The organism is Methylobacterium sp. E-041 (assembly GCF_022829665.1).
Taxonomy (GTDB): Bacteria; Pseudomonadota; Alphaproteobacteria; order Rhizobiales; family Beijerinckiaceae; genus Methylobacterium.
Map to the genome: position 1 here is coordinate 94,594 of NZ_JAKSYQ010000060.1, position 23,559 is coordinate 118,152.

Genomic DNA, 23,559 nt, shown 5'->3' on the forward strand with positions numbered 1-23,559 from the left:
TCTTGCGGTTGTAGCATGGCGGCTGCTTCACGCCGCCTTCCGCGGGGTTTGCTCTCTCATAAAAGCCAAGGCCTGCTCGGGCGTCATCGGCTTGCCGAACAGGAAACCCTGAACCTCCGTGCATCCCGTTTGGGTCACCAGGGCAAGTTGATCCTCAGTCTCGACACCCTCGGCGGTGATCGCGGTCCCAAGACGTTCGCCGATGCTGACCACGGCGCGGACGATGGCCTGCGCGTCGGGGTCGTCGATCTCGCGTACGAACGACCGGTCGATCTTGATCTTGTCGAACGGGAAGCGCCGAAGGTAGCTCAGGCTGGAGTACCCCGTCCCGAAATCGTCCAGGGCGATGCGGACGCCGATGGACCGAAGCCTATGCAGGCAGGCGATGACCGCGTCGCCATCCTGGATCATCAGGCTTTCTGTGATCTCCAGTTCGAGCCTGTTGGCCGCGAGACCGGAGACCGCAAGGGCGTTCGCAACGGCCGCTTCAAGGCCGGGCTGCTGGAACTGGACCGCCGAGACGTTGACGGCGATGCGCGCCTGGATCGGCCACGACGCGGCGAAGCGACAGGCCTCCTCCAGAGCCCAGGTCCCGAGGGGAACCACCAGGCCGGTCTCCTCTGCGATCGGGATGAATTCGGCCGGCGAGACCATCCCGCGGATCGGATGCGGCCAGCGCATCAAGGCCTCGAAGCCACGGACCTGCCCGTCCGTCAGTGCGACGACGGGTTGGTAATACAGCCGAAACTCCGCCTTGCGATGGGCGAGATGCATGTCGAACTCAAGCTTGTTCCTGTCCTCCAGGGCTTCGTCCATTCCCTTGGTGTAGACCTGGGAGCTGTTCCGTCCGGCCCCCTTGGCCCGGTAGAGGGCGAGGTCGGCATGGCGATGCAGGAGATCTACCTCCAGTCCATGTTCCGGTGCGAGCGCGATCCCGATGCTCGCGCCGATGGTCACCACCTGGCCGCCGAGATGGATCGGTTGGCCGATGGCGTCGATGACGGTCCGTGCGAGCGCCTGCGCGGTCTCAAGCCCGGCCCCCGGCAGGATGATCGCGAACTCGTCCCCGCCGAGGCGCGCGATGACGCCCTCATTCCCGACGGAGTCCCTCAAACGGTCGGCGACGACGCGTAGGAGCCTGTCCCCGGCATGGTGTCCGAGCGTGTCGTTGACGGTCTTAAAGCGGTCGAGGTCGAGGCAGAGCAGCGCGGCTTGACCGTTTCCGAGATCCGCGAGGGATCTTTCGAGCGTCGCGTGGAAGACCACCCGATTGGGTAGGTCGGTGAGGTTGTCGTGACTCGCGACGTGGGCGATGCGCGCCTCGGAGACCTTTCGATCCGTGATGTCGATCTGGAGGCCGACGCAGCGGACGGGCTCGCCGGCCGCGTCGTCGAGCATGCGACCGAAAGACTGCATCCATCGCGGTTCGGCCGGGACCGCAGGATTGGCAATGCGGAACTCGCAGCTGTACGTGGTCCGATCGGATATGGCGCGCTTTACCTCGTCCCAGACCTTAGGAAGGTCGTCGGGATGGACCTGCACCTTCCAATCGGCCAGCGGGATCTCCATCGCGTCCTGGCCGACCGGTACCGGAAGGTTGTGCATGCGGGCGCTCATCGATGAGAGCCGGACGACGTCGTCGCGCATGTCCCACTCCCAGATGCCCGCCTCGGCCGCCTCCTGGGCGAGACGCAGGAGGTCTCCGGTCGCCTTCAGCGCGGTCTGTGCCGCGATGATGTGGTCGATATCGAGCGCCGTACCGAGCCACTCGATCACCTCTCCGCTGCGCTTCAGCGGGATCATGACGATCCGGTGCCAGCGGTAGTCGCCGTCATGCCGCCTGAGGCGACCTTCGAGTTCGAAAGCCTGCTTGCCCGAGACCGCGGCCTCCCAGGCGCTCGACATGCGGTCGACGTCACCCGGATGGTTGCGGCTGTGGGCCCGGCCGCGCGAACCGTCGGCCTCGCCGTAGTAGGCACGGAAGCTCGCGTTCCGGTAGGCGGTGACGCGGTCCTCGGGCGAGACGGTCCACACCATCTGCGGCAGGGCATCGGCGAGTGAGGCGTAGCGGGATCGGGCGTCGCGCAACGCATCATCGGTATCCGCCAGCGTCGCCGCCACGCGACGATGCTCGGTACGATCCTGGTAGACGCGCAGGTTCGCGGTCACGACCTCGGCCAGGTCGCGGAGCTGGCGGCCCTGCTCACTCGAGAAGCGTCGCGGCTCGGTGTCGATGATGCAGAGTGATCCGACGCGGATGCCGGACCTCAGGATCAGCGGTGCGCCGGCATAGAAGCGGATGCCCGGCTCCCCCGTGACAAGGGGGTTCGACTTGAACCGGGCATCGTCACGGGCATCCTCGACGATGAGGACCTCGTCGGCCTGGATGGTATGGTTGCAGAATGCGACGTCCCGGGACGTTGCGTCGTGGCTCAGCCCGCAGCGCGCCTTGAACCACTGGCGGTCTTCGTCGAGGAGCGAGACCAGGGCAATCGGCATTCCGAACAAGACCTGGGCCGTACGGCAGATCGCATCGAACTGGGTCTCCGGTGCGGTATCAAGGATGTTCAGGTCACGCAGGGCGACAAGGCGCTCGGCCTCATTGGAAGATCGCAACAAGGGGGTGTTCATCAGCGTGAACTCCAGGATCGGGCGATCCACCATTTTTGAAACCAACATTTACGCGATGTCTCGCTCACGGCGGCTTAATCGATCCTTAATCCTGCCTGGATCGCTGCCGACAATTGTATGCTGAGAACAGACCTATCCCCGAGCAACAGCCCTCTTGAGCCCGCCTGCGAACGAAAGGTGCCAGCGGCGGCTTAACCCCTTCACGCTCAGGGACATTCGCGGGATCTTCGTCGAGCGAACAGGGCGTCGTTTCGATCGGGGCTGGCTTCGTCGGAGAGCCACATGTTTTCTTACCCGGCGTGAAGGGGATGATACTGGTCTCAGTATCCGCTAGGGGAAGAAGGAAGATAAGTCTCTTCTAAGACACCTTGCTCGTTCCTCCGCCGCATTCTCGTCGACGTCGCCATCGCTCACGAAATATCGCTTGCGGTACACCAGCTCCTTGATCGCTTCCTGACTGTGTCCAAGCTCTGGATCTGCCCATGCTGGTAGGGCTCCTGGACCAAATCGGCACTGATCCAGAGCGTGATGTCGCTCACACGCATCGTTACGCGATCCGGCAGGATGTCCCAGGCCTCCTGAGCGAAACGCCGATAGTGATCGAATGACCGCACCCGGCCGAGGCACTTCTTTTCCGGTTCGAACGCGGCCGCGGACGGGCGAACGGTCATTGCTGGGTTCGCTGCTGCAAGGACGGCAGTTGGCCGAATGACCGCTTTCGGTCCCGGCGCGAGCAGCCTTGAGCGGCGAGTTTGGGTCGACGGTGGAACATCCGCTTCGGGACGAAGGACCAAAGTCTGGTCGCCAGCCCAAACGCCCCTCGTGAATGGGTACCAAGCGTCAGGTTTCGCCTACGAGGTCCGTCGACGGGGTCGGCGCCCAGCAACCTCGAGCGGACGAGCCGCCCGTTCGAACCCAGTCCAGGGATCGCGCTGTAATGCGGACAGGCGCCCCAGCAGGCTTGTAACGTCGAAGCGCGCCCCGGAGCCGAGCGACGGAAGTTCGTTCCAATCGATGGGAACGGATACGGGCGCCCCGGGGCGCGCCCGGGTGGAGAAGGCCGCGACGGCGGTCGCTCCTTGCTGGTTGCGCAGGTAGTCCACGTAAATCCGTCCCTCCCTGGCCTTCCTCGACACGGTCGCGACGAAGCTGTCGGGGACGTCCTTCGCCATCTCGGATGCGATGCGCTTCGCGAAGGCCTTGGCCTCGTCCCAGCCGACCTTCGGCTCGATCGGCACGATGACGTGCAGCCCCTTGCCGCCGGTGGTCTTCACGAAGCTGGCGAGGCCCGAAGCCGACATCCGCTCGCGCACCTCCAGCGCGCCGGCAACGAGATCGTCCCACGCGACGCCGTCGCCCGGATCCAGGTCGAACACCAGCCGGTCCGGCCGATTCGGGTCCGAGACCGTCGCCCCCCATGGATGGATCTCCAGCACGCTCGACTGGACGAGGGCGCGAAGGCCATCCCGATCCCGGATCACCACGGTGTTCTCCCCGTCCACGGACCGGATATGGCGGTCGTCGAGGCCGGCCCAGGCGTGTTTCTGGTAGAAGCAGGATCCGAGGCCATCCGGGCACCGGAGAAGCGACAGCGGCCGGTCGACGACGTGCGGCAGGATTCGGTCGGCAACCTCTTCGTAATACTCGGCGAGACCCTCCTTGGTCAGGCCGACGTCGGGCCAGAGCACGCGATCCGGATGCGTCAGCGGCGTGGCCTTCACCGGCGGCTTCCGCATACGAGGCTTCGCGGCCGCGGCCCCCTTCTCCCGTACGACCTCCTCAGGCCGCACGTCGCTCCGGAGGGTCTTGAAGGACGCGTGCCGAAGCTGGCCGTCGCCCGTCCACCCGCGGAACGTGACCTCGCAGACGAGCCGGGGCTCGACCCAGCGGGCGTTGCGGCGCGCCGGCGGCGGCAGCTCGGCCGCGAAGGGCGCCGCCGGGATGCGCAGCGGTTCCAGCTGCGTCCAGAGATCCCGCGCAACCGCGTCGCGGAAGCCGGTGCCGACCCGCCCGACGTGGACGAGGGTGCCGTCCTCGTGCGTCCCGAGAATCAACGACCCGACGGACCTGGACGCGGTGGTCGACGGCATGTAGCCGGCGACGACGAACTCCTTCGACAAGCTGCATTTGATCTTGCGCCAGGCGTCGGTCCGGCCCGAGCGGTGGGGCGCGTCAGCGCGCTTGGCGACGATGCCTTCCAGTCCGAGCCTGCAGGCGTGGCGCGCCATGGCCTCGCCATCGGCGGTGAGATGCTCGCTGAACCGGATGGGGCCGCCCGGCGGGGCGTCGTCGAGGACCTGCAGCAGCAGGTCTTTGCGTTCGGCCAGGGGCAGGGCACGCAGATCCCTGCCGTCGAGGTAGAGCAGATCGAAGGCGTAGACGACCGCCGATCCCGTATCGCCGGCGGCGAGCGCCTGTTGCAGGGCGGAGAAGCTGGAGACCCCGCTCTCCGTCTCGACGACGATTTCGGCGTCGATCAGGGCCGAGGGCAGCTTCATACCCTTCAGGGCCTGGGCCGCGGCTTCGAACTTCGCGGTCCAGTCGAGGCCCGAGCGCGTCAGAAGCTTCACCGAGCCGCCGTCGATGCGGGCCTGCATGCGGTAGCCATCGTGCTTGATCTCGTACAGCCAGCCGTCGCCGGTGGGTACGTCGTCGACGAGGGTCGCGAGCGCGGGTTCGACGAAGGGCGGCAGGATCGCCTGGCGGGCCCCCTTGGAGCGGCTCGCGGGCGGCTTCGTCCTCCGCTCGGCGGCGACCTCGGCGCGGGCCGCATGATCGGCTCTGACGACCCCGCCCTCGGCGAGATCCCGGTTGGTCCGGCCCGACAGGACCGAGGCCTCGTGCTCGACGAGGATGTCGCCGTCGCGGCGGGCGTGCTCGTCGTCAGCCTTCATCAGCAGCCACGGCTGCTTCTTCTCGCCGCCGCGGCCCTTCATGCGCACGAGATGCCATCGGCCCACGAGCCTTTCGCCGTGCAGGGCGAATTCGAGGTGCCCCTTCGCCAATCCAACGGCCGGATCGCCCATGGGCTCCCAGGAACCGGTGTCCCAGACGATCATGGTCCCACCGCCATACTGACCCTTCGGGATCGCGCCCTCCCAGGCCAGATAGTCGACCGGGTGATCCTCCGTCTGGACCGCGAGCCGCTTCTCTGCGGGCGACAGGCTCGGTCCGCGCGTCACCGCCCAGCTCTTGAGCACCCCGTCCATCTCGAGCCGCAGGTCGTAGTGCAGGCGCCGCGCGTCGTGCTTCTGGACGACGAACCGCGCCTTCGCCGCCTTGCGGCCGCGCTTGCCCTTGGGCTCGGGCGAGGCCTCGAAATCCCGCTTGTCCCGATAGGATCTGAGCAGCTCGGTCATCGTCCTGTGAGAACCGGAACGGCCCGTTCGGGTTCCTGGGCCGACTCCTTCGACAGGGCCATCTACAATAATGGGCAGGTTATTTACAGCTGCGCCTGTGGAGGAACGAGTCGAGTTGGACTCTCGTTGAACCGTCAAGCTCCCGACCTTCGCGGCGCGAAGGCATCGGCGGCCGGAAATACTTCGACAGACACAGGAGACGGACGTGGCAGCCCGCGCCAACTGGAAAGGTCATCTTCGACTTTCACTCGTCTCCTGTGCGGTCGGACTGTATCCGGCAGTCAGCTCGTCGAGGGAGCTGAAGTGCCATACGATCAACCGCGAGACCGGCAACCGTCTCAAGCAGCTGATGGTCGATTCCGTGACCGGCGACACCGTGGATCGCGACGATCAGGTCAAGGGATGCGAGATCGCCAAGGACGACCTCGTGCCGATCGAGGACGACGAGCTCAGCGAGATCGCCCTGGAGAGCACGCACACGATCAACATCGAGGCGTTCTGCAGGCGCGCGGAGGTCGACGAGCGCTACCTGGACAAGCCGTACTACCTGGCGGCCGAGGACAAGGTCTCGCGCGAGGCCTTCGCCGTGATCCGGGATGCGATGAGGAAGAAAGGCATGGCCGGGCTCGGCCGCATCGTCATCTACAAGCGCGAGCGGGTGGTCCTGCTCGAACCGTACGGCAAGGGCCTGCTCGCGACGCTGCTGCGATACGAGGACGAGGTTCGCTCGCCGACGGCCTACTTCGAGGACATGCCCGACGGCGATCCCACGGCCGAGATGCGGGCGCTCGCCGAGGAGCTGATCGCGCGCTCCACCCGAAAGTTCGATCCGTCGAAGTTCGAGGACCGCTACGAGGAGGCGCTGATCGCCCTGGTGAAGGGCAAGGCACCGAAGCTGGCGAAGGGCAAGAGCAAGGGCAAGGGCAAGGCGAAGGCCGGTGCGCCGAACTCCTGTAACGTCGTGAACCTGATGGAGGCCCTTAAGCGCAGCATCAGGTCCGAGAATGGGGAGGGATCAGCGAAGGTGCAGCCGCGGAAGACCAAGGCGAAGGCCTCGACGCCTTCGAGGAAGCGCATTTCGGGCAAGGCTATGGCCGTCAAAACCCGGAAGGCCGCTTGACCCGGCGTGTGACCGACCTCGCCGGTCGACGCTCTTGGCCGACAATCCGACTCTCCGGCGGCCGCTTTCGCTGCGGTTGCTAACCCGATGCGCGAACCATGAAGCGATCGATCTGGATTCGACAGTTGTTCCGGTCGGTTGGCGTATGGCGGCCGTCCGTCCATTCGGTTCGCGGCGATGCGTTCACGGAGACTGACGGCACGTTGCGCAATCGCGGCCGCGATACAGTGGCGACAGGGCTTTCCCGGTCCAAGGGCATCGCAGCTACCGGGAAACCGGCAGGGCGAACCAGGCATGGCTCCCAGAGCCCTTCGACGTGATTCCGACCAGATCCTAACATCGTCCGACCCCGGACATCAGGAGGCCGATGCCGTTTGGGAGGCCGTATGGTGCCGACGGCCGATCGCCTGTGCGCTTGCACCCCGGGCAATGGAATCTTTGAACAGAATTCTCTGATTGGCCTGCCATCGGTTCCGAAACTCGGACGTTGCCTCGCCGGGCGATGCGCATCTCTGGCTTGCATCAAAGGATTTCGGGGCCGGCCTTCGAACGGGGCCACGGGGTATGAAATGACGGGTGGGTCAGTGAGGTCTCGAATGGTCGGAAGCCTGTCATCGCATGGCGATACACGAGGGTCGGCACGGGACGCGATGAAGGCCGCCCTCACCAAGTTCAACAAAGAGAAGCCCATCCTGATCGTCAGCCATTTCGATGCGGACGGTCTGACCGCGGCCGCCATACTGGTGCGAGCGTTCCGGCAAGCGGGATGGGAGGCGGTATCGGTCGTTGTCGGTAAGGGGGAATCACCGTGGGACCCCCAGGTCGCCGACCGGCTGGGCGAGCACGAGCCCGGCGGATTGATCCTGGCCGACCTCGGCACCCGAGCCGACCCCGTGCTGTCGGGCTGCCCGACACTCGTCATCGACCACCACGTCCCGACCGGCGAACCGAGGGACGCGATCACGATCAGCGGGAACGGCCTTGTCCCTGAGCCGACCACCGCCCTGCTTGCCTGGTGGGCCGTTGGCGCCATGGGGAACCAGGCCGACCTGCTTTGGCTGGCGGCGGTGGGCCTGATCGGCGACATGGCCGAGGGTCTCGACTTCCCGGAGATCGCCGAGGCCCAGGCTCGCTGGGGCAAGACGGCCCTTCGCGATGCCACGTCGCTCGTCAACGCCCCCCGCCGAACCGCGGCGGCCGACGCAGGGCCGGCGTTACGACTTCTGCTGGCATCGGATGGCCCAAAACGCATCACCAAGGGCGACGATGCCGATGCGTTAGCTTTGCACGCGGCCAAGACCGAGGTCCGGGCGGCCATGGACACGGCCAAGCGCGTGCCGCCCGCCATCGGCGGCGACGTCGCGCTGATATCGCTCGACTCCCCGTGCCAGATCCATCCCCTGATCGCCCAGCAATGGCGGGGGCGCCTGAAGAACAAGATCGTGATCGCCGCGAACGCGGGCTATCGCCCCGGCTGGGTGCATTTCGCCGCTCGGTCGGCCAGCGGGCGCGATCTCATCGCCTTCCTCGCCGAGCATCGTCCGGCCAACGCCGACGGGCGCTACGGCAACGGCCACGCCCAGGCGACAGGCGGGGCGCTGCGCAACGCCGACTGGAACGACTTCATCCAGGGACTCGGGTTTCCCCAGGCACAGGTGCAGGCATGACCGGCAATGATCGTCCCTTGCGGCTGGGCTTTCCCGTCAAGGTGATGGGGCGGCCAGACCTGAAGTCGCAGGACACCCGGCGCTGGCAGAAGGATCCGCACCTCAAGTGCTCCCTCGAACTGCTGGACCACGTCCTGAACTACCTCAAGTCCAAGAACCTCGACATGTATCGGATGTCGTCGGACATCGCGCCTTATGCGACCCACCCGGACATGCCCCGGTTTCACAACATGGTGGCGGAGAGCGATGCCGAGCTGCGGGCGTTCGGCGCAAAGGCCCGGGCCTACGACATCCGGCTGTCGTTCCATCCCTCGCAGTACGTGCTGCTGAACGCTCCGAACCCCGAGCTCACGAAGAAGAGCATCTGGGATCTCTCCAGCCAAGCCGAGATGCTGGACCGGATGGAGCTGGACGACGAGGCGGTGATGATCACCCATGTCGGTGGCGTCTACGACGACCACGAGGCGAGCCGGGCGCGTTGGGTCGACGGCTGGAACCTCTGCCCGGAGCACGTGAAGCGCCGTCTGGTGCTGGAGAATGATGACCTGCGCTTCTCGGCGGCGGACGTGCTCTGGATCCACGAGCGTACCGGGGTGCGGTTGATTTTCGACTACCAGCATTTCTGGTGCCTCAATCCCGAGCGGCTGGACATGCGCGAGACCTTCGAGCGCTTCCTTGCGACGTGGCCCGCTGGCGTCCGCCCGAAAATGCATTTCTCCTCGCCGCGCACCGAGTTGCGCGAGATCAAGCAAAAGATCACCCCCAAGCAACGAGAGGCGGCCAAGGCCGGAAAAGCCAGGGGTAAGTCGAAGGAGGTGTTGAAGGCGCCGATCAAGGCGACGGCACGGGTGAAGACGGTGTTGCGGCCCCCGGTCTGGACGGGTCACGCCGACTTCACCAACCCCTTCGAGTTCGCGACGTTCATGCGGATGGCCGAAGGATTGGTTTTCGACGTGATGCTGGAAGGGAAATCCAAGGACCTCAGCCTCCTGCGTCTTCGCCCCGATTTGCTGCGCTTCGCACCCGATGTCGCCGCCCGGTTTGGGATCACCCCGCAGGCGGCGACGGACGACGAGGAGCAGCTGGAGGAAGGCATCGACGCCGACGATGAGGCGGATGTCGACGAGGGGCGCGCTGAAGCCGCGGAATGACCCTGGAAATCCCGGGACGCCACCTCAAAGGTGCGCACTTCACGACAAGACGACCCTGCGGCGACGGCCCGCCATACCGCCGGTCGCGCGTGCGCCATCGCCAACTTGCCGACCCAGCTCGTGTAGCGCGGCGTCCGCATCCCAAACTTCGTGCTCCATGTCCGTTTCCTCACGAGTCTAGCCCGAGCGGGGACGACGCTGCCGCGGTCGAAGCGGGCGTTGCAGGCGTCGATCGCCGCCATCAGCGGCCGGGAGCGCTCGCGGTCGAGTTGGCCGATCGATGCGCGAACAGGAGAGGGTCTTGCACGGTATCGAGAACGCGTGGCGCTGGGGTCCCATGCTAAAGGTCAAGCTCCATCGGCAGCGGAAGGCCTTGGCACGGCACAAGGCTGGGAGAGCTGTGTGGAGATCGGCCGGAGCTAGGACGCCGTGACTTGCAAACCGGACACTAGATAGCTTAAATTTACTATCATCAATAATCGCGGCCTACCTAAATGGCGCCCGCGTCGCGCCAAGGAGCTCCATGAAACCGGTAAAGAGATTCCCTTTTGGATACCTCTCAGCTCTCGATGCGTCTAATCAAGGGGATGCTGTCGGCACTCATATCACGAAGGTGCTACCGCTTGTCAGTCACTTCGACAGCGTTGGAACGGAGATTACCTCTGACCCTCGTTCGCCACCTGAGGATTGGTCAAAACTAATCGATCGGGTTCGTCAGGCGGCCCAGCATGCTCGTGATATTGAGGCGCAGGCTCAGGAACAGGAATTGCGCGTTCAGGCATTGCTCGACCGTGTCCGGCAGGATGTCCGGGATGCCGCTGAGCGTGTCCGGGCTGCCGAGGCACGCTCTGCCGATATCCAGAGCCGCGCCGACGCCTTGCTAAAGGCTGCCGACGAAAAACTGCTGGCGGCCGAGGAGCGTGCGCGTATCTCCGAGCAGTGGCTGGCGCGGGTCCAGGAAACTATCGTGGCAGAATTTTCAGAGAAGCCAGCCTTAAGACACGTTATCTGATGTCGGCCTTCAAAATGACCACAGGCAAGATAGAGACGAATGATAGTTTTTGTATAAATCTCTTAATTTGATGAAGCGTTCATTCGCCGCCATGGCGCTCGCGCGGCTGATCTATTAATTCGAACGTAATGGCGGCCTGTACCTTCTCGAGCCAACCTTCAGCGCTTTCAGCGCGCCTCTCGGCAGCTTCTGCCCTTTCTTCAGCTTCTAGAATTCTTGCATTTGCCATCTCGCAGAGACGGAGTGCGCCGTCCAGCTCAACGAGCGCCATATAGGCGACACGCTCTGCCTCGGTGGATTTCTCCTGTAGAACCCTGACCTCATGGTCCAGGTTCCTGATTTGCGTAGCGTAATCCAGGCGTTCCTGCTTGATGCGAGCGAGTAGCAGGCACGCATCGGAATGGATCTTGTTGCGCCAAAGCTCGAAACTGGTAATTTCTGTCTCGGCCTGCGCAATCAGTTCAAGGACGACACCCGGATTGACCTTGGCAAAATGCAACGGTGTAGCAAGGCTCGACGAGCCCACCTTAGCATGATCGGCGGAAGTAGCCGTAAACGAGGACGTCGGGTCCGACCTGAACACTGCACCGAGTCCGATTCAGTCAGAGGGTTCGCCATCGAGGGACGCGGCTTTCTGTGCGGCCCTCGATCCGAAAGCCGTGATTGCCGCGTCGTGAAGCCGGACGAGCCACGCCTCAGCTTCGTGGGCCCGGCTTTCGGCCAGACGCGCGCGCTCCTCGGCACGAGAAAGCTTCTGCTCCGTGAGCGAAATCTGCTGATTCAGACGGCGCATCTCCTCCGATGCCTGGGTGGTGACATGCGTAAGCTGGGCTTCCAATTCCGCAGCTCGCTGCTCACCGATGCGGATCGCTTCGCTCGCCTCTTCGATGAGATCGACGGCGGCCGACCACTCCCTCAGGGGCGGCCCTCCTGCATTCTCCGGGTTTGCCGACATTGCTCCAGACCCACCTTCCGATGAGGGGAGGAAGCTGACGACCTTTTCTCCAGGCTTCGTCGCGTTCGATTGCCATGCACGAAGCATCATCGACTGACCCGTAGAGAACGGCATGTCTTTGGAGGCGGGATCGCTCATCCTAAACCTTGTTCCGCAATGAATATTTGATCGTTAATTTTGAACGGCTGCGTTGAACGGCCGGACGTTGCTGACGGGCTCCGACGTTGGCTCGGCACCAACCGGAGACGCATCCTCTTCCCCGGCCCGCCATCCTCGGCCCGAGCGTTTGAGGACTTCGTACTGCTTCTGAAGCGATACACGCGTTTCCCGGGCGATGTCCAAGGCGCCTTGGACCAGAGCGCGCTCCGAGCGCTCGTTCTGCAAGTCCTCCGTCAACCGCCGGTTTGCCAACTCGAACTCGGCGCGCGCCGCTTCCTGACGATGGGTCATCTGCTCGATGCGCTCGACGAGGGCAGCGTTGCGAATGCCGGCTTGCTCGACCGCCGCCTCTCGGGCCGCCAGCGCCTTGCCGAGCATGTCGCAGCGCGATTCGAGCTCACCGCGCAACCGCTGCATGTCGAGGAACCGTTCGGTCTGACGCGCCAGATCGGTCTGAAGGGAGTCCAGGCGCCTCTCCGCAGTGGTACGCGCGATGCTAGCCTCTTTGAAATTGCGATCCGCGATCCTGTGCGCCTCATCCTTCTCACGGAGTTGGTTGCGTGCCTGGCCGAGCAGCTGCTCGTTCGATTCCGCTCGATTGGTCGCGGCTTCGAGCTTCATGGCCAATCCTGAGCGCTCGGTGCGCAAGAAGCTGAGGTCCGTCTCGTGTTGAGCCTCGTTCCTTTCTCGCGCGGCGACCTCGCTCGCGAGCTGGCTCTCGGCCGCCCGTAAGCGATGGCGCTCCACGTCAGCCAGAGCCTCCAAGCTTCGATGGCGGCTCTCCAGTTCCGAGAGCTGGACGGCCTGCTCCTCGTTGAGCGTCGTCATGCGGCGGTTGTCCGCATCGAGGACACCAAGGCTCTCGCGGGCGCCGAGCAGCTCATGCTCCGATCGTGCGAGCGCGCTGTCGGCGGCCTGTGCTTCCAGCCGCAGGGCTTTGTTCTCGCCGCTCAAAGCCTTCACCTGTTCGGCTTCAGCGAAGAGTTGCCGCTCCATGTTTTCGATGGAGAGCGCTTTGTCGCGGATCTCGACACGCTGGTCGGCGATCGTAGCGTCCGCGGCGCGCAACTGGTTCTCAGATCGATCGGCTCGCGCGAGGGCATCGGAGAGCTCGGTCGCCAGACCTGCCGATCGGGTGAGAAGCTCCGCGACTTCGAGCCTGATCGTTCGGCTCGATTGGAATTCCTGCGCAAGCGACGTCTCGAGCTCGGCGATGCGCATGCTTGCGCGAGGCAGTTCATCGCTAATACTGATGATCGGCTCGAGAATGGAGGAGAAATCTTCCTCCAATGTCCTCAAGTCCTCCAGGCGATCCATCATCGCATTGATGCGCTGCTTTACGACCTCATCGCGCTGGCCGATCGAGTCGAGAGACAACGGCTTCTCTGCGCGCGCCGCGCTCGTCCGTTTCATTGCGCTATCGAACGCATCGAGGTTCGCTTTGGGCAGGGCGATGTCAGGCTTGGGCTGTCTCGATACCTCATCGACCGGCGCATCCTTCAGCGACGAGCCAGACGACGGCGAGGCCAGCACGTTCCGAAAAGATGACCATGCCATCGCGAAGACGATCCTATACGCATTAAATACCTATTATAGGCATAAGTAGATTTATATCACGCAAATCTATCAAAGGCGAATCCCAAATGCGGCGGGGACATTCGGATCGACATCGAGCGTTGTTTTTTGATTCAAGCTCGTTCAAGCGTCCAGTTTCGGCGTCTAGTCGAATGCGCGCAGAAATTTTCGGATGAGAATGCGTCCTCTCATGGATGGGTTGTTCGTTTTTTTCCTATAAGGAACGTTGAAGGCTTTCCGATGTACAGTGGGCGATCGCGCTGACATCTGCGGCGGCGGCGCCCACGTCGCGCGATGACGATCTCGGCCACAAGGGAGCTGCCGTTGATGGTGAGCAGGCGCCGGCTGTCAGCCGTCCCAAGCGACGCAGAGCCCCCGTCGAGGTCACCGGGGGGGGGCCGGCGGAACGGACGCCCGCAAGCGGATGCCACGGGCGCCGGCGGCGGCCCTCGAAACGGACCGATCCACTTAAGCCCGCCTTGTGGCGAACCCGACACAGCAAGGCGAAGGCTTCTGCCTCTATGTTTCGGTTCTGTGAATGCCTTCAAGGGGCGCTCAGTACCAAACCATCCTAAGCATAGCGACTTCACGCAGGCCGGCTGGAGCGGGCCGTCGAGAACGCTTTGCTACAGTGGATGGCGGTCGCCTTCGACTAAGTTGACAACGCCGACGACGCGAACGCCCGCGACATCAGCGATAGCCACTGCGTTAAGCTTCTGTTAACCATTGCGAACGATCTGTTAACTGAGCAGGCTGGCGTGGTCCGAGCCTAAGCAAATAGTGAGATAGTCCAATGGACCCGGCGAAGAAGTTCTCTTGGGAAAGCCTCTCGCCGCTGGACGTCCCGGTCGGCGAACCGGGGTCCGACGCTCAGCTCTCGAAGGTGTTGCGGCTGGTCGGCCCCCTCGATGACATCGGCGGCGGCCAGCCGCCGACGCGCCGGTCGTCGCCGCAGGACTGGTCGCTGCTGATCGACCGCGTTCGGCATGCGGCGACCCATGCGCGCGAAGTCGAGGCCCAGGCGCAGGAACAAGAGCAGCGAGTCCAGGAGCTGCTGGAACGCGCCCGCGAGGATCTCAAGCTGGCCGCTGAACGGGTTCGCGCTGCCGAAGCGCGAACCGCCGACATCCAGAGCCGCGCCGACGTGTTGCTCAATGCCGCCGACGAGCGTGTGAAGGCGGCGGAGGAGCGCGCGCGCATTGCGGAAGAGTGGCTGTCGCGGGTCTACGACACGATCGCGAACGAGTTCAGTGTCGAAGCGTCTGCGAAGCGGACCGCCTGATGTCGATCAACGCTCAGCGCCGGACCGTCGATGCGCGCCAGGACGGAGACGAGGCCGAACCCAGCGATGCTGCGCGCAGCAGCACGAAATGGGCTGCCGACGTGACGTCGGGCAAGAAGGTCGTGCCCCTTTTCGCCGAGCCCAGCATGCCGGGTTCGCAGGAGACGTTTGCCGAGCCGACAGTCGTCGATTGGCCCGCCGCGCTCGACCTAATCCGAGATGTCGGAGCGCGTGTACGCCGGGCACGCGATTTTGCTCAGGAAGTCTCGCTTCGCTCCCAGTCGATCATCCGGCGGAGCGTGAAGCAGACCGAGGATGCCGAGCGGCGTGCGCAAGCTGCGGAGGCGGCAGCCAAGGCTGCGACACTGCGAGCCGACAAGGCCGACGAACTCGCCCGTCTGTCGGAAGCCCGAGCCAAGCTCGCGGAGAAGCAAGCCGAGGAGGCCAGAGCCGGCGAAGCTGAAGCCCAGCTATGGCTGCGTCGCGTCCACGCCTGCCTCAAGGACGAACTGGGCGATATCGTCGTTGACCTTGCCTAGCAACGCTGTGGCTGCGACGTGATGATCCCGCCTCGGCCGGGCCCAGCGGGGCCTAGCCGGGGAAGAACGAGGCAAAGGGGTCTCATCCTTTGGAAGTTGGATCGCGCTACACCCCGGCGTTGCGCAAGACCGCCGAGAGGACGATGCCGAGGCTCAGCCCGATCCTCCCCTTCGTGCGCTACGCTGCCTCAAGAGAACCTGAGACCACCGCGCCGCCGAGCTATGCCGTCGCGGCATCAAGCGTAGGAGAGGTGTGCTCGATCTCACGAAATGGGCTCGGGCGGCGATCAGGCGGCGGGTCGTCGAGCAGCTCCACGTGCCAGGCACGATGACCGCCATCGGCCGAGACCTCCCGGACCACACTGCCGACGATCACGCCGTCGAGGACGAGATCGTAGCTGCCAACCGCGAGGCGGTCGAGGTTGCGCATCCCGGCATAGGGCGTTGCTCAGGTGCGCGACGGCAAGCCCGTGCGCCCGTCCCCGCCCTCGACGCCGATCGCGGCGCGACACGTCCGGCCATACTGGTTCGGCTGCCGGGTGCCTGCCGCCTGCTGATGACCGCACGTCTGGGTCAGGCGGAGATACACGTCGTAGAGGTCGGCGTGCTCGCCGAACCGCTGCCGGAGGCGCGCCAAGTCGTAAGTGCCGCGCCGCTTGCACGGCGGGCACTCGACGACGAGCCGGCGCCCGCGCAAGTCACACAGGCGCTCCATCAGCCGGCCACCGCGATTGGCAGCTCGCCGACCTGCGTCGTGTAGCGCGGCGTGCGCATCTCGAACTTCGTGCTCCACGTCCGCTTCTCCACGAGACCAGCCCGGGCGGGGACGACGCTGCCGCGGCCGAAGCGGGCGTTGCAGGCGTCGATCGCCGCCATCAGCGGGCCGGAGCGCGCGCGGTCGAGCTGCCCGATCAGCGCACGCGGGCTGGCGTCGAGCAGCATCAGGTCGGTGGTGATGACGCCGGCCTTGGAGTAGCGCCAGGACCGGTCGCCGGGCTCGCGCCACGTCTTCGCGATGCCGGCGCGCGCCGCCTTGATCAGCGCCAGCGTGTCGTTCGTCGCCTCCGGCAGCGTCACGGTGGTCGAGACCGAGCGCATCGGCGCGCCGTGGTCGTGCTCGCTCGTATGGTAGAACACCGAGACGTGGTTCGTGCCGAGGCCTTCGCGCCGGAGCTTCTCGCCGAGCCGCGTGGCGTGCGCCGAGACCGCCTGCTCCAGCGTGGCGCGGTCCTCGATCCGGGTCGAGAACGAGCGGGTCACCGCGCAGCCCTTGCGCTGGGCCGGCAGCGCGCCGAGCGGCAGGCAGGACAGGCCGCGCAGCTCGTGGATGATGCGCTCGCCCACCACCGTCAGCGCCTTGCGCACCGGGCGGGGGTCGAGGTCGGCGAGATCGGCCACGCTGTCGACGCCCATGGCCTCGAGCTTGGCGAGCGAGGCCCGGCCGATGCCCCAGACCTCGCCGGCGGGGATGCGGCAGAGCCAGTGGTCGTACTCGGCCGGGTCGGTGAGGTCGCAGACGCCGTCGAGCGGCGCGATGCGCTTGGCGATGTGGTTGGCGAGCTTGGCCAGCGTCTTGGTCGGGCCGATGCCGACGCAGGTCGGGATGCCGGTCCAGGCGCGCACCGTGGCGCGGAGGTCGCGGGCCAGCGCGACGCGGCGATCGGCCCGCACGTCCGAGAGGTCGAGGAAGCTCTCGTCGATCGAGTAGATCTCCACCATGGAGGAGAAGTCGCGGTAGACCGCGTTCGCCCGGGCGCTCATGTCGCCATAGAGGATGTAGTTCGACGAGAATACCCGCACGCCCTTCACCCGGCACATCTCCCGGATCTTGAACCAGGGCTCGCCCATGCGGATGCCGAGCGCCTTGGCCTCGGCGGTCCGTGCGATGGCGCATCCGTCGTTGTTCGACAGCACGATCACCGGAACGCCGGAAAGCTTCGGGTCGAACACGCGCTCGCACGAGCAGTAGAAGCTGTTGCCGTCGATGAGCGCGATGGCGCGCCCTCCGCCGATCCGGTCGCGCAGCCGCGGCGCCGGACCACTCACGACAGCCGCCCGCGGGCGAGGTGCCAGCGGATCGAGAAGCGCAGCACGCCCCAGATCTCGACCTCGCCGTACTCGTCGACGGCAAACGCCGGCATCTCCGGGTTGTCGAAGTCGAGGCGGGCCCGGTTGCCGGCCATCCGGTAGCGCTTGCACGAGAGCTGCCCGTCGACCACCGCGACGACGACGCTGCCGTCCTCCGCCCGGAGGCTGCGGTCGATGCAGGCGAGGTCGCGGTCGTGGATGCCGGCACCGCGCATGCTCTCGCCGCGGATCTGCATCAGGAAGGTGGCCGGCGGGTTCGGCACGAGCCAGCGCGGCAGCTCGAGCGCGCCTTCGAGGAAGTCGTCGGCGGGCGACGGGAAACCTGCACACAAGGCCTGCCCGATCACCGGCACGCGGACGGCATCCGTGCTGCCGAGGATCAGCTCGTCGACCGCGTAGGGGCTCACGCGGCGTCGCTCGCCGGCGCCGCGGCCACGCCAGCTCGGACGTAGCCGTACGAGATCAGCCGGTCGCGTTGCTCGGTCCGGCGCTCGGCCTCCGCAAGGTCGGACAGCGCGTCCTCGATCGCCCGGACCAGCGCGGCCCAGGCGTCGCCGCATGCGACCAGCCGGTAGGCCCATGCGATCGCCTCGGCCTCGGTTGAACGGATCTCCACAGGCGGTTCGTAGGGTTGGGGGCGCATCGGTGCTCCGAGTTGTCCAAGAACATACAAGGAACAGACAGTAAGCGGATCGACGGTTCAACCATGGCGATCACAGCCGGGCACGGAGCGGTGGGATGCTGTGGAGGGCGGGGTAGAAGGCCAATGCCGACACCGCTTTACCGCTTCCACTGCACGGACGGGCACGACCTCATCGCCGATCGGCTGGGCAAGCGGCTGCCGACCTGGGCGCTGATGCGCGCGCATGCGGCGCGGGTCGCGCTGGACTTGATGCTCGGCGGCGCGCCGCGGGATTGGTCGGCCTGGACGGTCGAGATCTACGATGCGGCGGGCCGGCACGTTCTCTCGAAGCCGTTCACGGACGTGCTCGACAATCGACCGCCGAGACAAGGCTGAGGGGACGCACCATCGGCGCGAAGACGACGTTCGTGGTGCAGGCCTTCATCATCGAGCGGAAGCGCCTGGTGCCCGGCGACCGCGAGGTGGCGTCGACAGAGAACGGCGCGGTAAAGAAGGCCGAGGCGATGTCCGGCATCGCGGCACTGAAGATCGGCGCCGACGATGAGACCGGGGAGTTGGAGAGCGCGACGATCCTTGGCCAGTTCGGCGAGGTGCCGGACGATTTTGCGGAAAGCTTGCAGGGCAGTTGAGGTGTGAGCCGACTCTGCCCGGCCGCCTGATCCCGAGCGGCGCAAGTGTGTCTTCAGTCCGTCAGGACGGCGATCAGGGAGAAGGAACTCGCGAGCACGAAGGTGCCGGCGACAAGGGACGCGATCAACAACATGGGATGCCTCAAGCGCCACACAGCGCCATTCCCAACGTGCAACGCTTCGCTCAGTTGCCTGCGCGCACGGGAGGGCTGCCTTGCAAGGCAATGCTGTTGAAGACTTCGAGCCTTCACACGGGAGCAGACGGTTCAGCCCCGCCCCGATCGGTTCACGGGACGGGGGAACCCCGGATCTCACCAGCGAGGCCGATACGCAACGTGGCCCGGGTGTAGGATGGCAGGACTCGGTTAGAAGCACATCACCGCGACGGATGCCGCGGTGTGCCGGAACGGGGCGCTGAGCGGCCTCAGGCCGTCCCGGCGACCTTCTTATGCCCGCGTGCCTTCGGAGCCGCCCCGGACGCCCCTGCGGCCTTGGGCTTCCGACCACGGGTCTTGGGCGCCTCGGAGACTGTCTCGTCGGCCGCGGCAGCCTTGGGAGCTGCTTTACGCCTCTGCTGGCCAAGGCCAAGCGAGCGCGCCAGCTCGGACCGCTGAGCGGAATAGCTTGCAGCGGTCGACGGGTAGTCCGACGGCAGACCGTAGCGTGCACGGTACTGCTCCAACGTCAGGCCGGCCACGGTCAGGTGACGCTTCAGCGTCTTGTAGGGCTTGCCGTCGAGGAAGGAGATCAGCGCGTCCGGGGTGATCGACTTACGGATCTGTGCCGCGGTCGGCTTCTCGGGGCCGGCAGGTTCAGCAGCCGCCCCATTGCTGAGACCGGACAAAGCCGCATGCACGCTGGCGATCACATTGTGCAACTCCGACACCGGCACGTTGTTGTTCGACACGTAAGCCGCAACGAGGTCGGCGGCGAGTTCGATGAAGTTATTGGGTTGAGCTTCGAGTTTTTCGTCCACGACGATCCCTTCCATCAAGAGGATCCACCGCTCCACCCGATGAGGTAGATCGTCAAGGCATACGCATAGGAAACGCACCTCCGCTCTACGAAATTCCGGTCGAACTCACTGTCATATCCGAGCTGAGCGCATCGGCGGGGGGACTACGTGTTGCCAGAGGAACTCCCGTCGCTTCAGCGTTATGCATCTCCTCATTTGGGTGCCATCCCAACCCGATTACGGATCGCGCACCCGACGGTGGAGCCAACCACGACACCATCAGGCTCTAAGACCAAGCTTTGAACACCAAAGTCAATCGAAGCCGCAAGAAACACTCCGATACATTTTCGTGTGTTGTAGGACACGCTGTCGCGAGAACTATCGCAAGGTCTAGCAGTTGCTCCTTTATAACAGGCCGATTCTGATGGGTCGGCTAGGGAGTTCACGGAATGAAGAAAATTGCTTTTGCGTCAACGGCTCTGATTGCAGCCTTGGCTTTCACGCCGGTGACCGCTGATGCCCGCGGCTTCGGCGGTGGCGGTGGCGGTGGCGGTGGCGGCTTCCACGGCGGTGGCGGCGGTTTCCGTGGCGGCTTCGGCGGCGGCGGCGGCGGCTTTCGCGGCGGTATAGGCACACCCCGCGGCGGTTTTGTCAGACGTGGATTTGCCGGCCGCGGCTTCGCGGGTGGCTACGGTCGCGGCGGATATGGTCGGGGACTTGGCTACGGTCTGGCGGGCGTCGGTCTTGGCCTGGGCGTCGGCTACGGCTTAGGCGGCTACTACGGAAACTGCGGTTACGGTGGCACGTACGGGTACGGCGCCTATGGGTATGGCCCAGGCTCGTGCGGCGGGTACTACGGCTACGGGTACTGAACAGCAGCCGCAGGCTTGCGCATGATAATGAGCCCCGGACCGCAGACGCGGCCGGGGCTTTTTTAATGCGCATCGGCCCCGGCTGACCCCATTTTCCGAATGAAGTCTTTCTCCACGGCTGCACCTTGAGTGACGCCGCACTGCCGCGGAGCGTGGTGAAAGCAGCTGGGACCGCCCCGATGGGGCGCCGGGCTGCCTTCTCCTGGAAACCTTATCCGTCGATCATGCGTACAGGTCACGGCAGGATCGCACGATCTTGTGCGAGTCATGCCTTGATTTGGACGAGATATCGGTAGATCTCACGCCAGTAGCGTACATACAGGATAATCGAAGTGACGCAAGAAAACCTGGGGTTAAACCCTGACATACTCGCAATGGCGGGCGAACTGGTAGCGGCTTACGTGTCCAACAACCGCGTGACGGCAACTGAACTTCCCGCTTTGATCCGCACCGTTCATGCGACCCTCAACGGCATCGCGAGCGTGACAGCGGCTGGTGGTGTCAGCACCCCGGACGAAGAAGTTGAGAAGCCCACCGCGGCACAGATCCGCAAGTCGATCCGGCCCGACGGGCTCGTCAGCTTCATCGACGGAAAATCATACAAGACGTTGAAGCGACACCTCACGAAGCATGGGCTCGACCCGCGCGGCTACCGGGCGAAGTTCGGACTGCCGGACGATTATCCGACGACGGCCGCCTCGTACTCGGAGGCCCGGTCTGCTCTCGCAAAAAATATTGGTTTGGGCCGGCCAGGTCGCGCAGCCGCCTGAGCAGCGTAGCTCGATGGCGCCTCGATCGGCGAACCGACGAGGCGACCTTCAAAGCTCCATGCCGCGCGCCGATATGATCCGTCGCGTGGCTTTGACCAACATTTCGTCTGAGAACGGCTTGCGCATAAACTGTGCAGCCATCGGCAGCTGATCCTCGGTCGGCGACGCCAACCCGGATACGATGAGGATCGCGACCTCCGGCCATCGTGCCGCGACCGCTTTCGCTAACGTGAACCCGGTCAACGGCTCGCCGGCCAGATCCACGTCCGCAATCATCGCGACAATCTCGGGTCGAGCGTCGAGATGAGCAACCGCAGCATCTACGCCTGTTGCCTCGGCCACCTCGAAGCCGGCATCACCCAGTGCCGCGACCATCGCCATGAGCTGGACTGGCTCGTCCTCTACGACCAACACGGCTGCTCGCGCCTTAGACTCTACCATGGGCTGCGTTCCCGTGCTCCAATTCTCAGGAACGCAACTGACGCGGATCTCGCCTCACCTGCCAGGTTCACGACTTTGAGTCGCGAACCTGCTCCGTGCCTCAACCTGCCCCATAGCCGCCCTTCGAGTTGCTCGAGCTAGTGGACGGCGGCTTGCCGTCGTAACCGCCGCTCTCAGGCGTGCGGTCTGGCTTTGGATCGGGCAACCCGGGCGAGGTTGGTCCCGCGCTCTCAGCCAGGGGCGGCGGTGCCTTTGAGGGATCGAGCGGATGCCCCGGCGGCTGGGCGCCGGTGGCCTCCGTCTTGGTCGCTGCGTCGTCACTCATGGTGCCCTCGCTCGTGTCCTGTCTGGCGAAGGCGTGCGGGCCACAGGAGTTCCCGCGGTGTGGCAGATCTCTGCGACCAATCGCACCTCGACTTCCACAGCTCACCCTCTTCACCTTCGAGAAGGACAGCGAACGGTGGGACGCTCGCGTCGGGTGTCGGGCGCCCGGCGCTGCGACCTCGGCCGGCAGCTCGCGGCGCAGCCGGCAGCCGCGAAGATCGCGAGCGCGGGACGTCGGACCCGCATCTACCTCGCGACCGCACACGGGAACCTCCGGAGAACGCCCGCCTCCCACCGTCGGCGCGATCCGGCCGACGCGGCGCGGTCCCCGCGTTTCGAGATTCTGACCCCGATCGGTCGCGAGCGGACCCGGCCTGTGATCGGCGATCAACCTGTGCGAAAAATCTCCACGCAAGACCTGCGCGGGCGACCCGCACCGTGACGGTCGCCCGCGCGGGTCGCGCGGTGATGGCCCCGTTCAGGCCTTGGTCGTCAGGGCGGTCTTGGGCATGAGCATGTGGACGCCCTTGTTGCCGTCGACCGTCTGGGTGATGCGCAGGTTCCCGGCGAGCGAACACAGCATGTAGGCCTGGTTGCGGGTCAGCCCGGTGCGGGCGCAAACGTGGCGCACCATCTCGCGCACCGCCTGCCGCATCGCCTCGTCGAGGCTCTCGTGCAGGCCGATCGTCATCAGGTCGGTGGGCGTCTCGGCGAACGGCCACTCGTAGCCGAGGTCCTTGCGCACGGTCAGGCGGAAGGTGCCGGTGAGGCCGGTCTCCAGCGCCGTGATGCAGACCTCGCCGTCGCCCTGCACGCCGTGCCCGTCGCCCGCGTAGAAGCCGGCGCCCGGGTTGTAGACCGGCAGGTAGAGGGTCGAGCCGACCTTCAGCTCCTTGTTGTCCATGTTGCCGCCGAAGCCACGCGGCACCGCGGTGCCGACGCGGCCCCAGGCGGCGGGCGGCGCCGTGCCGAGGATGCCGAAGAACGGGTCGAGCGGCAGCTCGGTGCCCCAGGGCAGCACGCAGACGCCGCGCGCGACGTCGATGTCGGGGTGGATGGTCTCGTACTCGGTGAACTCGTCGGGCAAGGTCCCGAGCAGGGGCAGGATCGAGACGAAGCCCCAATCCTGCCGGAACGCCTGATCCAGGATCTCGACCTGCAGCACGTCGCCCGGCTCGGCACCGCGGACATGGACCGGCCCGGTGACGAAGTGCGGCCCGGGGCCGGGGACGCATTGATCGAGCACCGCGAGGTGCTCGGCCGAGACCCGCGCGGGATCGGGATGCAGCGACTCGCGTCCGCCGGCGGGGAAGGAATGGAGGGTGACCGTGTCCCCGGACGCGATCTCGAGCACCGGCGGCAGCGCGGCGTCGAAGTAGCCGAGCAC

24 protein-coding genes and 1 pseudogene are annotated in these 23,559 nt (G+C 65.3%); 10 read left to right on the top strand and 15 right to left on the bottom strand.

Annotation, left to right across the window (positions count from 1 at the left end):
• Positions 1-27 precede the first annotated feature (27 nt).
• The 3 genes from MKK70_RS04660 to ligD all read right to left on the bottom strand — a co-directional run bounded on the left by MKK70_RS04660 (position 28) and on the right by ligD (position 5,990).
• Positions 28-2,664, bottom strand: a complete 2,637-nt coding sequence (locus MKK70_RS04660) for an EAL domain-containing protein (RefSeq protein WP_243946075.1) — start codon at positions 2,662-2,664, stop codon at positions 28-30.
• 377 nt (positions 2,665-3,041) lie between these two features.
• Entirely contained in the window at positions 3,042-3,302 is a 261-nt protein-coding gene (locus MKK70_RS04665; RefSeq protein ID WP_243946077.1) for a hypothetical protein, read from the bottom strand.
• 180 nt (positions 3,303-3,482) lie between these two features.
• Positions 3,483-5,990: a DNA ligase D gene (gene ligD, locus MKK70_RS04670; protein ID WP_243946079.1), complete on the bottom strand. Its 2,508-nt coding sequence runs from the start codon at positions 5,988-5,990 to the stop codon at positions 3,483-3,485.
• Positions 5,991-6,195: 205 nt separating this feature from the next.
• Here ligD and MKK70_RS04675 point away from each other — a divergent pair, with 205 nt between their 5' ends.
• The 3 genes from MKK70_RS04675 to uvsE all read left to right on the top strand — a co-directional run bounded on the left by MKK70_RS04675 (position 6,196) and on the right by uvsE (position 9,928).
• Positions 6,196-7,110: a Ku protein gene (locus MKK70_RS04675; RefSeq protein WP_243946081.1), complete on the top strand. Its 915-nt coding sequence runs from the start codon at positions 6,196-6,198 to the stop codon at positions 7,108-7,110.
• 650 nt (positions 7,111-7,760) lie between these two features.
• Positions 7,761-8,777 carry a phosphoesterase gene (locus MKK70_RS04680; RefSeq protein ID WP_243946083.1) on the top strand — a complete coding sequence of 339 codons (1,017 nt, stop codon included), beginning with the start codon at positions 7,761-7,763 and terminating at the stop codon, positions 8,775-8,777.
• Complete coding sequence (uvsE, locus tag MKK70_RS04685; RefSeq protein WP_243946084.1) at positions 8,774-9,928, top strand: UV DNA damage repair endonuclease UvsE; 1,155 nt, start codon at positions 8,774-8,776, stop codon at positions 9,926-9,928. The genes MKK70_RS04680 and uvsE overlap by 4 nt, the downstream gene beginning before the upstream one ends.
• 86 nt (positions 9,929-10,014) lie before the next feature.
• Here the strand turns inward: uvsE and MKK70_RS04690 are convergent.
• Positions 10,015-10,215, bottom strand: a pseudogene (locus tag MKK70_RS04690) (DUF4113 domain-containing protein); the annotation flags it as partial.
• 236 nt (positions 10,216-10,451) lie between these two features.
• Between MKK70_RS04690 and MKK70_RS04695 the strand changes: the two are divergent.
• A complete protein-coding gene (locus MKK70_RS04695) occupies positions 10,452-10,940 on the top strand; it encodes a hypothetical protein (RefSeq protein WP_243946086.1) in 489 nt (162 codons plus the stop codon).
• 79 nt (positions 10,941-11,019) lie between these two features.
• Here MKK70_RS04695 and MKK70_RS04700 read toward each other — a convergent pair whose 3' ends face one another.
• The 3 genes from MKK70_RS04700 to MKK70_RS04710 form a co-directional block, all read right to left on the bottom strand.
• Positions 11,020-11,466 carry a hypothetical protein gene (locus MKK70_RS04700; RefSeq protein WP_147725144.1) on the bottom strand — a complete coding sequence of 149 codons (447 nt, stop codon included), beginning with the start codon at positions 11,464-11,466 and terminating at the stop codon, positions 11,020-11,022.
• Positions 11,467-11,538: 72 nt separating this feature from the next.
• Complete coding sequence (locus MKK70_RS04705; RefSeq protein WP_243933503.1) at positions 11,539-12,033, bottom strand: tropomyosin; 495 nt, start codon at positions 12,031-12,033, stop codon at positions 11,539-11,541.
• 33 nt (positions 12,034-12,066) lie between these two features.
• Complete coding sequence (locus MKK70_RS04710; protein WP_243946089.1) at positions 12,067-13,611, bottom strand: chromosome partitioning protein ParA; 1,545 nt, start codon at positions 13,609-13,611, stop codon at positions 12,067-12,069.
• A gap of 811 nt (positions 13,612-14,422) precedes the next feature.
• Here MKK70_RS04710 and MKK70_RS04715 point away from each other — a divergent pair.
• A complete protein-coding gene (locus tag MKK70_RS04715) occupies positions 14,423-14,911 on the top strand; it encodes a hypothetical protein (protein WP_147840948.1) in 489 nt (162 codons plus the stop codon).
• Positions 14,911-15,450, top strand: a complete 540-nt coding sequence (locus MKK70_RS04720) for a hypothetical protein (RefSeq protein WP_147725139.1) — start codon at positions 14,911-14,913, stop codon at positions 15,448-15,450. Before MKK70_RS04715 ends, MKK70_RS04720 begins: the two co-directional genes overlap by 1 nt.
• A gap of 220 nt (positions 15,451-15,670) precedes the next feature.
• Here MKK70_RS04720 and MKK70_RS04725 read toward each other — a convergent pair whose 3' ends face one another.
• Genes MKK70_RS04725 through MKK70_RS04745 form a run of 5 tightly spaced genes read right to left on the bottom strand, consistent with a single transcriptional unit; the run spans position 15,671 to position 18,154 of the window.
• Positions 15,671-15,880, bottom strand: a complete 210-nt coding sequence (locus MKK70_RS04725) for a hypothetical protein (RefSeq protein ID WP_243946091.1) — start codon at positions 15,878-15,880, stop codon at positions 15,671-15,673.
• A gap of 18 nt (positions 15,881-15,898) precedes the next feature.
• On the bottom strand, positions 15,899-16,165 hold the full coding sequence (locus tag MKK70_RS04730; RefSeq protein ID WP_147840946.1) for a hypothetical protein: 267 nt from the start codon (positions 16,163-16,165) through the stop codon (positions 15,899-15,901).
• Complete coding sequence (locus MKK70_RS04735; RefSeq protein ID WP_243946093.1) at positions 16,165-17,496, bottom strand: Y-family DNA polymerase; 1,332 nt, start codon at positions 17,494-17,496, stop codon at positions 16,165-16,167. The genes MKK70_RS04730 and MKK70_RS04735 overlap by 1 nt, the downstream gene beginning before the upstream one ends.
• A complete protein-coding gene (locus tag MKK70_RS04740; RefSeq protein ID WP_147725132.1) occupies positions 17,493-17,945 on the bottom strand; it encodes a LexA family protein in 453 nt (150 codons plus the stop codon). Before MKK70_RS04740 ends, MKK70_RS04735 begins: the two co-directional genes overlap by 4 nt.
• Positions 17,942-18,154, bottom strand: a complete 213-nt coding sequence (locus MKK70_RS04745) for a hypothetical protein (RefSeq protein WP_409567976.1) — start codon at positions 18,152-18,154, stop codon at positions 17,942-17,944. The genes MKK70_RS04740 and MKK70_RS04745 overlap by 4 nt, the downstream gene beginning before the upstream one ends.
• A 150-nt stretch (positions 18,155-18,304) precedes the next feature.
• Between MKK70_RS04745 and MKK70_RS04750 the strand changes: the two genes are divergently transcribed.
• Both MKK70_RS04750 and MKK70_RS04755 read left to right on the top strand, forming a co-directional pair.
• On the top strand, positions 18,305-18,556 hold the full coding sequence (locus MKK70_RS04750) for a DUF6894 family protein (protein WP_243946096.1): 252 nt from the start codon (positions 18,305-18,307) through the stop codon (positions 18,554-18,556).
• Between the two features lie 11 nt (positions 18,557-18,567).
• Positions 18,568-18,810 (top strand): hypothetical protein, encoded by a 243-nt coding sequence (locus MKK70_RS04755; protein ID WP_243946109.1) that lies wholly within the window; start codon positions 18,568-18,570, stop codon positions 18,808-18,810.
• Positions 18,811-19,234: 424 nt separating this feature from the next.
• Here the strand turns inward: MKK70_RS04755 and MKK70_RS04760 are convergent, their stop codons facing one another.
• Positions 19,235-19,801, bottom strand: a complete 567-nt coding sequence (locus MKK70_RS04760) for a MucR family transcriptional regulator (protein ID WP_243946098.1) — start codon at positions 19,799-19,801, stop codon at positions 19,235-19,237.
• A 413-nt stretch (positions 19,802-20,214) separates the two neighbouring features.
• On the opposite strand from MKK70_RS04760, the gene MKK70_RS04765 reads away from it, so the two are divergent.
• Complete coding sequence (locus tag MKK70_RS04765; protein ID WP_243946100.1) at positions 20,215-20,637, top strand: hypothetical protein; 423 nt, start codon at positions 20,215-20,217, stop codon at positions 20,635-20,637.
• A 374-nt stretch (positions 20,638-21,011) separates the two neighbouring features.
• The gene (locus MKK70_RS04770; protein ID WP_243946110.1) at positions 21,012-21,407 is read left to right on the top strand and encodes a MucR family transcriptional regulator; all 396 of its coding nucleotides are present in this window, start codon (positions 21,012-21,014) and stop codon (positions 21,405-21,407) included.
• Positions 21,408-21,455: 48 nt separating this feature from the next.
• On the opposite strand, the gene MKK70_RS04775 is transcribed toward MKK70_RS04770, so the two are convergent.
• Positions 21,456-21,788 carry a response regulator gene (locus tag MKK70_RS04775; protein WP_243933519.1) on the bottom strand — a complete coding sequence of 111 codons (333 nt, stop codon included), beginning with the start codon at positions 21,786-21,788 and terminating at the stop codon, positions 21,456-21,458.
• Positions 21,789-22,650: 862 nt separating this feature from the next.
• On the bottom strand, positions 22,651-23,559 hold a 909-nt coding region (locus tag MKK70_RS04780; RefSeq protein WP_243946102.1), incomplete at its 5' end, for an acetamidase/formamidase family protein.